At 68.0% G+C, this 8,398-nt stretch carries 7 protein-coding genes and 1 pseudogene; 7 read left to right on the forward strand and 1 reads right to left on the reverse strand.

Annotated features, from left to right (window positions below; all coding sequences use genetic code 11):
• A pseudogene (locus VF330_RS28695) lies at positions 1-226 on the reverse strand (MOSC domain-containing protein); the annotation flags it as partial.
• A gap of 273 nt (positions 227-499) precedes the next feature.
• Here VF330_RS28695 and VF330_RS28700 point away from each other — a divergent pair.
• The 7 genes from VF330_RS28700 (at position 500) to VF330_RS28735 (ending at position 8,201) form a co-directional block, all read left to right on the forward strand.
• Entirely contained in the window at positions 500-1,495 is a 996-nt protein-coding gene (locus VF330_RS28700; RefSeq protein ID WP_330854811.1) for a LacI family DNA-binding transcriptional regulator, read from the forward strand.
• 106 nt (positions 1,496-1,601) lie between these two features.
• On the forward strand, positions 1,602-3,245 hold the full coding sequence (locus tag VF330_RS28705) for an ABC transporter substrate-binding protein (RefSeq protein WP_330854812.1): 1,644 nt from the start codon (positions 1,602-1,604) through the stop codon (positions 3,243-3,245).
• Positions 3,245-4,150, forward strand: coding sequence for an ABC transporter ATP-binding protein (locus VF330_RS42005; protein WP_349257472.1), 906 nt, complete (start codon positions 3,245-3,247; stop codon positions 4,148-4,150). The genes VF330_RS28705 and VF330_RS42005 overlap by 1 nt, the downstream gene beginning before the upstream one ends.
• A complete protein-coding gene (locus VF330_RS28720) occupies positions 4,147-5,127 on the forward strand; it encodes an ABC transporter permease (RefSeq protein WP_330854813.1) in 981 nt (326 codons plus the stop codon). Before VF330_RS42005 ends, VF330_RS28720 begins: the two co-directional genes overlap by 4 nt.
• Positions 5,127-5,945: an ABC transporter permease gene (locus tag VF330_RS28725; protein WP_330854814.1), complete on the forward strand. Its 819-nt coding sequence runs from the start codon at positions 5,127-5,129 to the stop codon at positions 5,943-5,945. The genes VF330_RS28720 and VF330_RS28725 overlap by 1 nt, the downstream gene beginning before the upstream one ends.
• Positions 5,942-6,898 (forward strand): ABC transporter ATP-binding protein, encoded by a 957-nt coding sequence (locus tag VF330_RS28730; protein WP_330854815.1) that lies wholly within the window; start codon positions 5,942-5,944, stop codon positions 6,896-6,898. The genes VF330_RS28725 and VF330_RS28730 overlap by 4 nt, the downstream gene beginning before the upstream one ends.
• Positions 6,891-8,201, forward strand: a complete 1,311-nt coding sequence (locus VF330_RS28735; protein WP_330854816.1) for a GH1 family beta-glucosidase — start codon at positions 6,891-6,893, stop codon at positions 8,199-8,201. Before VF330_RS28730 ends, VF330_RS28735 begins: the two co-directional genes overlap by 8 nt.
• Positions 8,202-8,398: the final 197 nt, after the last annotated feature.

The raw sequence follows: 8,398 nt of genomic DNA on the forward strand, positions 1-8,398 counted from the left end.
CGTAGCCCTTGTCGCGCAGCTCGTCGAAGAGCTCGGCGTGGATCAGGTGCACCTGGCGCAGGTTCGGCGCCGTCGGGTCCTTCGCGACGCGCGACCGGTGCCTCACCGTGACGCCCTGGTGGACGTCGCCCTCGACCCCCAGACCGGCGAGCAGCGTGATGGCCTCCCGCACCGGTTTGGTGAACGTGTACTCCTCGTTGCGGCTGACCGCCGTGACAACCCCCATGGAAGTCAATTCTGCACGAACTGAGACGTGTTCCTGCTACTCCGAAAAGCCCAACACCGCTGCGGGTGTGGAATCGATCAAGGGGCCTCGGAAGTCCCGGTTTCCTGGAGTACGACCGGGTCCCACCTGCGGTGATGAGCGCAGCCGTGGAAACGCTCCCACGAAGTTCCGGCAAGAGTCTTGACGAATGCTCACGCCAGGCTGTTGACTCCGTCACACCTCAGCGGAACCGGTACCGAAACCGGTTTCAGAGGCGGCGGAAGGAAGTTCGGCATGCGTGTCACGATCGCTGAGGTCGCCCAACGCGCCCAGGTGTCCAAGGCGACCGTGTCACGTGTGCTGAACGGCAAGCCGGACGTCGACGCCAGCACCGCGCAGCGCGTTCGCAAGGTCATCGACGAGATCGGGTACGTGCCGAGCGCCCGTGCCGTCGGTCTCGCGAGGGGGCGCACCCGGACGGTCGCGATGCTCGCGCCGTCGCTCACGTGGCCGTGGATGGGCGAGGTCCTGCAGGGCATCGTCGACGAGCTCGAGGCCGACGGGTACGGGCTGCTGCTCTACACCCTGAACCGCGGGCCGGAGTCGCTCAACCAGTTCGCGAACCACGTGTCCGCCAACGCCTTCGACGGGTTGCTGGTGGTCGAGCCGCCGGACGCCCTGCACTACATCTCCACGCTCTACCGGGCGGGCCTGCCGGTCGTCATGATCGACGACCGCGGTTCCCACCCGGAGTTCCCCTCGGTGACGACGACGAACCGGCAGGGAGGCGCGGATGTCGCGAGGCACCTCGTCGCGGCTGGTCGCCGCAGGTTCGCCGTCGTCACCGGGCCGCCGACGTTCGGGTGCACGCAGGCGCGGCTGGACGGGTTCCGCCTCGCGCTGGCGGAAGCGGGCCTGACGCTGCACCCGGACCTGATCGTGGACGGCGACTTCACCCAGGAAGGCGGGGAGGTCGCCGTGGACAAGCTCATCGCCAGCGGCATCCCGTTCGACGCCGTGTTCGCGCAGAACGACATCTCCGCGGTCGGTGTGTTGCGAGCACTGCGAGAAGCCGGCAGGAACGTCCCCGGTGACGTGTCCGTGGTCGGCTTCGACGACGTCCCGGTCGCGGGACAGACCGAACCCCGGCTGACGACGATCCGCCAGCCGGCGCAGGAGATGGGCGCCGCCGCCGCGCGGATGCTGCTCTCCACGCTCGAGGGACAGCCGATGCCCGACCACCCGCTGGTGCTGCCGACCTCGTTGATCGTGCGCGAATCCGCGCCCTGACCCACCCACAACTCAACACGTTCCGGCCAGGCCGCGCGCGGTCTGGCTGGTTCGCCGTCCGCATGAGAGAGCGCTCTCATGCTTCGCCGTATCGGGAGACTCCCCCATGCGCAGAACAGTCATCGTCGCGTTAGCACTGGCGCTCGCGGCGACCGGTTGCTCCTCTGGTGGCGCCACCAAGGCTTCCGGGGTGCTGACCGTGGGCATGCCCAACGGGCCCCTGACCGAGAACCACAACCCGTTCCTGCCCACGTCGGCGGCGGGTTCGCTCGGCTACCGCTACCAGATCTACGAGCCGCTGGCGTTCGTGAACAACACCCGTCCCGCCCAGGAACCGGTGCCGTGGCTCGCGACGAAGTGGGACTGGGCGGACAACTACAAGAAGGTCACCTTCACGCTCCGGGAGAACGTGAAGTGGTCCGACGGCAAGCCGCTCACGGCCGCCGACGTCGCCTTCTCGTACGAGATCCTGAAGAAGTGGCCGGCGCTCAACAACCGCGACTCGCTCAAGGTCGAGACCGCGACGGCGACGCCGGACGGCAAGGTCGAGGTCACGTTCGCCTCGCCGCAGTTCGTGAACCGCAACAAGGTCATCAGCGCGATGGTGATCCCGCAGCACGTCTGGAGCACCGTCCCCGACCCGACGACCTACACGAACCCGAACCCGGTCGGCACGGGCCCGTACCAGCTCAAGTCGTTCACCTCGCAGACGGTGACGATCGCGCGGCGCACCGAGTACTGGCAGGAGCTCCCCAAGGTCCCGGAGATCCAGTACACCTCGTACAACGACAACACGGCGCAGACCACCGCGCTGGCGTCGGGCGCGAGCCAGTGGTCGTACGTCTTCATCCCGGACTACCAGAAGCTGTACGTGGACAAGGACCCGGCCAACCACAAGCTCTGGTTCCCGGCCGGCCTCGGCATCCACGGCCTGTGGCTGAACACGACCGTCGCGCCGTTCGACAACGCCGCCCTGCGCGCCGCCATGAGCGACGTGATCGACCGCGAGGCGATCTTCGTCCGCGGTGAGGCCCGCCTGTTCCCGAAGCTCGAGTCGAAGACCGGCATGCCGCTGCCCGCCGGTGACTCCTTCCTCGCGCCGGAGTACAAGGACGCCAAGTTCAAGATCGACGTCGACGCGGCCAAGCAGAAGCTCGCGGCGGCCGGGTTCAAGCTCGAGGGCGACGTGCTCAAGGCGCCCGACGGCAAGCCCGTCACGCTGGAGCTGACCAACCCGTCCGGCTGGTCCGACTACCTGACGGTGCTCGACATCATCAAGAGCGACCTGAAGAAGATCGGCATCGAGGCGACCGTGCGCACGCAGACCGCGGACGCGTGGACGACCGACTTCGCCAACGGCGCGTTCCAGGGCTCGCTGCGCTGGACCAACACCGGCGCGACGCCGTACGAGATGTACCAGAACATCATGGACTCGGCGGAGATCAAGCCGATCGGGCAGACCGCGGCGGTCAACTTCGGTCGCTACAACAACCCCGAGGCCACCGCGGCGCTGGCGGAGTACGCGAACGCCACCGACGACGCCGCGCGCGCCAAGAGCCTCGCGGTGCTCCAGAAGATCATGGTGGAGCAGGTGCCGATGATCCCGACCTCCGCGGGTCCGATCGGCGCGGAGTACAGCACGAAGAGCTGGGTCGGCTGGCCGACCGAGGAGGACCCGTACGGTCCGCCGCAGGCCACGCTGCCCAACGCGCTCCAGATCGTCATGAAGCTGAAGCCTGCGGGGTCCTAGTGAACGAAGTCGCGCTTGAAGCGAAGGGTCTGGTCAAGACCTACAAGCGCGTGCGTGCGGTGCAGGACGTCTCCCTCGTCCTGCGCCGCGGGCGCGTGACCGCCCTCGTCGGCGAATCGGGGTCCGGCAAGTCGACGGTGGCGAAGCTGCTGGCGCGACTGGTCGAGCCCACCTCGGGTGAGATCCTGCTCGACGGCGAACGGGTGCGGCGGGTCCGGGAGTACCGGCGCAAGGTCCAGATGGTGTTCCAGGACCCGTTCGCCTCGCTCAACCCGATCCACACCATCCGCTACCACCTCACCAGGCCGTTGAAGATCCACCGGCGGCCCGAGACGGTGGAGCAGCTGCTGGAGCGGGTGAACCTGCCCGCCGACTTCGCCTCGCGGTACCCGCACGAGCTGTCGGGCGGTCAGCGGCAGCGCGTCGCGATCGCCCGCGCGCTCGCGGCGCACCCCGAGGTGCTGCTCGCCGACGAGCCGGTGTCCATGCTGGACGTCTCGATCCGGCTCGGCGTGCTGAACCTGTTGCTGGACCTGAAGGAACGGCTCAAGCTCGCGGTCCTCTACATCACCCACGACATCGCGTCGGCGCGCTACTTCGCGGACGAGACGTTCGTGATGTACGGCGGGCAGATCGTCGAGGGCGGCGACAGCGAGACCGTGACGCAGAAGCCGGCCCACCCGTACACGCAGCTGCTGATCGAGTCGGCGCCCGACCCCGAGCGGTCGGTCGTCGCGCTCGACGCACCGGTGGAGGAGACCGGCCAGGTCTCGACCGGCTGCCGGTTCGCGCCGCGGTGCCCGAAGGTGCAGTCCCGCTGCTGGACCGAGGCGCCCCCGCGCACCGAGGTCGACCCCTCCGGGCACTGGGCGGCGTGCTGGCTGTACGTGGAGGCGGCGGCATGACGTTCCTCCTGCGCCGCGCCGCCTTCTACCTCGTCACGCTGTGGGCGGCGATCACGGCGAACTTCCTGCTGCCGCGCCTGCTGCCGGGCGACCCGGTGCAGGCGATGATCACCAAGCTCGGCGGCCGGCTCAACAGCGACGCCATGGCCTCGCTGTACGTGCTGTTCGGGCTCGACGAGAAGAAGTCGATCTGGGCTCAGTACGTCGACTACTGGGGCGCGCTGCTGCAGGGCGACCTCGGGCTGTCGTTCACGTTCTTCCCGACCCCGGTCGCGGACGTGCTCTCGCAGTCGTTGCCGTGGACGCTCGGGCTGGTCGGCGTCACGACGGTCATCGCGTTCCTGCTCGGCACGCTGCTCGGCGTCTACGCCGGCTGGAAGCGCGGGTCGTGGATGGACAACCTCATCCCGATGACGACGTTCCTGTCGTCGATCCCGTACTTCTGGCTCGGGCTGATCGCGATCTCGCTGTTCTCCGTGACGTGGCCGCTGTTCCCGGCGTCCGGCGGCTACGCGCCGGGCCTGGTGCCGGAGTTCTCGGGCGAGTTCGTCGGCAGCGTCCTGGAGCACGCGGTGCTGCCGGGCGTCACGATCGTGGTCAGCTCGGTGGCCGGCTGGATCCTCGGCATGCGCAACATGATGGTGACGGTGACGGCGGAGGACTACGTGCTCGTCGCGAAGGCGAAGGGACTCAGCCAGAAGCGGGTCATGTTCGCCTACGCCGCGCGCAACGCCGTGCTGCCGTCGATCTCCGGTTTCGCGCTGTCGCTCGGCTTCATCGTCGGCGGCGCCCTGCTGGTCGAGATGGTCTTCTCCTACCCGGGCCTGGGCTACGTGCTGTTCCAGGGCATCGGCGCGAAGGACTACCCGCTGATGCAGGGCGTGTTCCTGGTGATCACACTGGCCGTGCTGGTGGCGAACCTGCTCGCGGACATCGGCTACCTGCTGCTGGACCCGCGCACGCGGCGGGAGGGCTGATGAACTTCAAGACGAAACTGGGCCTGGGCATCCTGGCCTTCTTCACGCTGATCGCCGTGATCGGCGAGTGGATCGCGCCGTACGACCCGTCCGCGATGGGCGACGACCTGCTGTCGCCGCCCTCGGGATCGCACTGGTTCGGCACGACCATGACCGGTCAGGACATCTTCTCCCAGGTGCTCGTGGGCACCAGGGGAGTGATGGTCGTCGGGCTGGTCTGCGGCGTGCTGGCGACGTTCCTGTCGATCCTGGTCGGCGTGACGGCCGGGTTCCTCGGCGGCGCGGCCGACGAGGCGCTGTCCATGCTGTCCAACGTGTTCCTGGTGATCCCGGCGCTGCCGCTGATCATCATCGTGGCGTCGATGCTGCCGTCGGCGGACACCGTGCTGATCGCGGCGGTGATCTCGCTGACCGCGTGGGCGTGGGGTGCGCGGGTGCTGCGTGCCCAGACGATGTCGTTGCGGCGCCGCGACTTCGTGGAGGCGGCTCGCGCGTCCGGCGAGTCGACGTGGCGCATCATCGTGTTCGAGGTGCTGCCCAACCTGATGGCGGTGATCGCGTCCGGCTTCGTCGGCACGGTGATCTTCGCGGTCATGCTCCAGATCACGCTGTCGTTCGTCGGCGTCATCTCGCTGTCGACCTGGAACTGGGGCACGATCCTGTTCTGGGCGCAGAGCAACCAGGCGCTCGGCCTGGGCGCGTGGTGGTGGTTCGTCCCCGCCGGCCTGTGCATCGCGTTGCTGGGCACGGCACTGGCGCTGATCAACTTCGGGATCGACGAGTACGCGAATCCCCGCCTGCGGAAGGTGCGCGCATGACCCCGGTGCTGGAGATCCGCGATCTCTCGGTGGACTACGGCTCCCTGCGGGCCGTGCACAACGTCTCGCTGACCCTGAACGCCGGCGAGGTGCTGGGACTCGCGGGGGAGAGCGGCAGCGGCAAGTCCACCCTCGCCTACGCCGCGACCCGCCTGCTGCAGCCACCGGGCCGCGTGCCGTCCGGTGAGGTGCTGTTCAAGGGCCAGGACCTGCTGTCGATCGACGAGAAGAAGCTCCAGGTCCTGCGGTGGAGCGAGATCGCCATCGTGTTCCAGGGCGCCATGAACGCCCTGAACCCGGTGATCTCGGTCGGCACGCAGATCGACGACGTGCTGCGCACCCACCGGCCCGCCATGTCGCGGGCCGAACGGGTCGCGCGCGGCCGGGAGCTGCTGTCGCTGGTGGGGATTCCCACCGAGCGGTTGTCGTCGTACCCGCACCAGCTGTCCGGCGGCATGCGGCAGCGTGTGATGATCGCGATGGCGCTGGCCCTCGAACCCGAGATCGTGATCATGGACGAGCCGACGACCGCGCTGGACGTGGTGGTGCAGCGGCAGATCCTCGGCCAGATGATGCGGCTCCGGGAGACCCTCGGGTTCTCGGTTGTCTTCATCACGCACGACATCTCGCTGCTGGTGGAGTTCTCCGACCGGATCGCGATCATGTACGGCGGGCGGGTGGTCGAGGAGGCCCCGGCCTCCGAGATCTACCAGGCCGCCAAGCACCCCTACAGCCAGGGGCTGCTGTCGTCGTTCCCCGCGCTGCGCGGTCCTCGCCGGGAACTGCGCGGGATTCCGGGGTCACCGCCGGACCTGCGGTCCATGCCGTCCGGGTGCCCGTTCCACCCCCGGTGCCCCTCCGCGATGGACGTGTGCGCGGAGCGGATGCCGTCGCTGGAGCTGGTGGAGGACCGGCGCCGGGTCGCCTGCTGGTTGGAGGACGCGCGTGTCTGACGTGACCGACGGGCTGCCCACCGACTTCTTCTGGGGCGTCGCCACCTCCGCGTACCAGATCGAGGGGGCCTGGGACGTCGACGGCCGCGGTCTGTCCATCTGGGACACCTTCTCCCGCCGGCCGGGAGCGGTCGTCAACGGGGAGAACGGTGACGTGGCCTGCGACCACTACCACCGGATGTCCTCCGACGTCGACCTGATCGCCGGGCTCGGGGTGGACAAGTACCGGTTCTCCGTCTCCTGGCCGCGGGTCCAGCCCGGTGGCCGGGGGCCGGTCAACTCCCGCGGCATCGACTTCTACTCGCGGCTGGTCGACTCCCTGCTGGAGAAGGGCGTCGACCCCTGGCTGACGCTCTACCACTGGGACCTGCCGCAGGAGCTGGAGGACGCCGGCGGGTGGCCTGCGCGGGACACCGCCTACCGGTTCCTGGAGTACGCCGGTCTGGTACACGACGCGCTCGGGGACCGGGTGCCGACCTGGACCACGTTGAACGAGCCGTGGTGCTCGGCGATGCTCGGGTACGAGAGCGGACGGCACGCGCCCGGGCGGACCAACTTCTCCGAGGCCATGCGGGCGGTGCACCACCTGTTGCTGGGGCACGGGCTCGCTGCTCAGGAGCTCCGGTCCCGTGGGGCGTCGTCTGTCGGCATCACGTTGAACATGGGGTCGCACTCGGCTGCGTCGTCTGATCCCGGTGATGTGGATGCTGCCCGGCGTGCGGATGGGTTCGGGACTCGGATCTACATGGATCCGTTGGTGTTCGGGCGTTATCCGGATGACGTGCTTGCCGATGTTGCTGCTGCTGGGGCTTCCCTGCCTGTGGTCGAGGGTGACCTTGCGATCATTTCTGCGCCTGTTGATGTGATCGGGGTCAACTACTACACGTCTCATGTTCATTCTGCTGGTGGGGTTGTGCCGCTTGGGCGGCCGGTCACCGCCATGGGGTGGGAGATCGTTCCTGAGGGGTTCACCTCGTTGTTGCTGCGGTTGCAGGCGGACTACGGGGTGCCGATGGTGATCACTGAGAACGGGGCGGCTTTTGACGATGTCGTCTCTGGGGACGGGCGGGTTGTCGATGAGGATCGGGTTGAGTATCTGAGGTCGCACATCTCGGCTGTTGCCGATGCTGTCCGGGGTGGGGCTGATGTCCGGGGGTACCTGGCTTGGTCGTTGATGGACAACTTCGAGTGGGGGTATGGGTTTGGGAAGAGGTTCGGTCTTGTTCGGGTGGACTACTCGAGTCAGGAGCGGGTCTTGAAGCGGAGCGGTGAGTGGTATCGGGATTTGATCACTGGTTCGTAGATTCCGTGGCGTTCCCCTGTTGCGTGCGGATGGTTCTGTTGCGTGCTTTCCCCTGGGGGCGCTGCCCCCAGACCCCCGGCAATCTGATCGGGGGCTCCGCGCCGTTCGTAGGTTGATGGCACGCCTGTTGCGTTGGGCGGCCGCCGGTTGCTTTGTTGGTTGCGTTGCGGTGGGTGCCCCGTCACAAGCCGCACCAG

This window comes from Lentzea sp. (genome assembly GCF_036380075.1).
In the GTDB taxonomy this organism is placed as follows: domain Bacteria; phylum Actinomycetota; class Actinomycetes; order Mycobacteriales; family Pseudonocardiaceae; genus Lentzea.

What these genes read in the sequence shown, in the direction of transcription:
- VF330_RS28700 (WP_330854811.1), top strand. Translation starts at nt 500, where the DNA reads ATGCGTGTCACGATCGCTGAGGTCGCCCAACGCGCCCAGGTGTCCAAG.
- VF330_RS28705 (WP_330854812.1), top strand. Translation starts at nt 1,602, where the DNA reads ATGCGCAGAACAGTCATCGTCGCGTTAGCACTGGCGCTCGCGGCGACC.
- VF330_RS28720 (WP_330854813.1), top strand. Translation starts at nt 4,147, where the DNA reads ATGACGTTCCTCCTGCGCCGCGCCGCCTTCTACCTCGTCACGCTGTGG.
- VF330_RS28725 (WP_330854814.1), top strand. Translation starts at nt 5,127, where the DNA reads ATGAACTTCAAGACGAAACTGGGCCTGGGCATCCTGGCCTTCTTCACG.
- VF330_RS28730 (WP_330854815.1), top strand. Translation starts at nt 5,942, where the DNA reads ATGACCCCGGTGCTGGAGATCCGCGATCTCTCGGTGGACTACGGCTCC.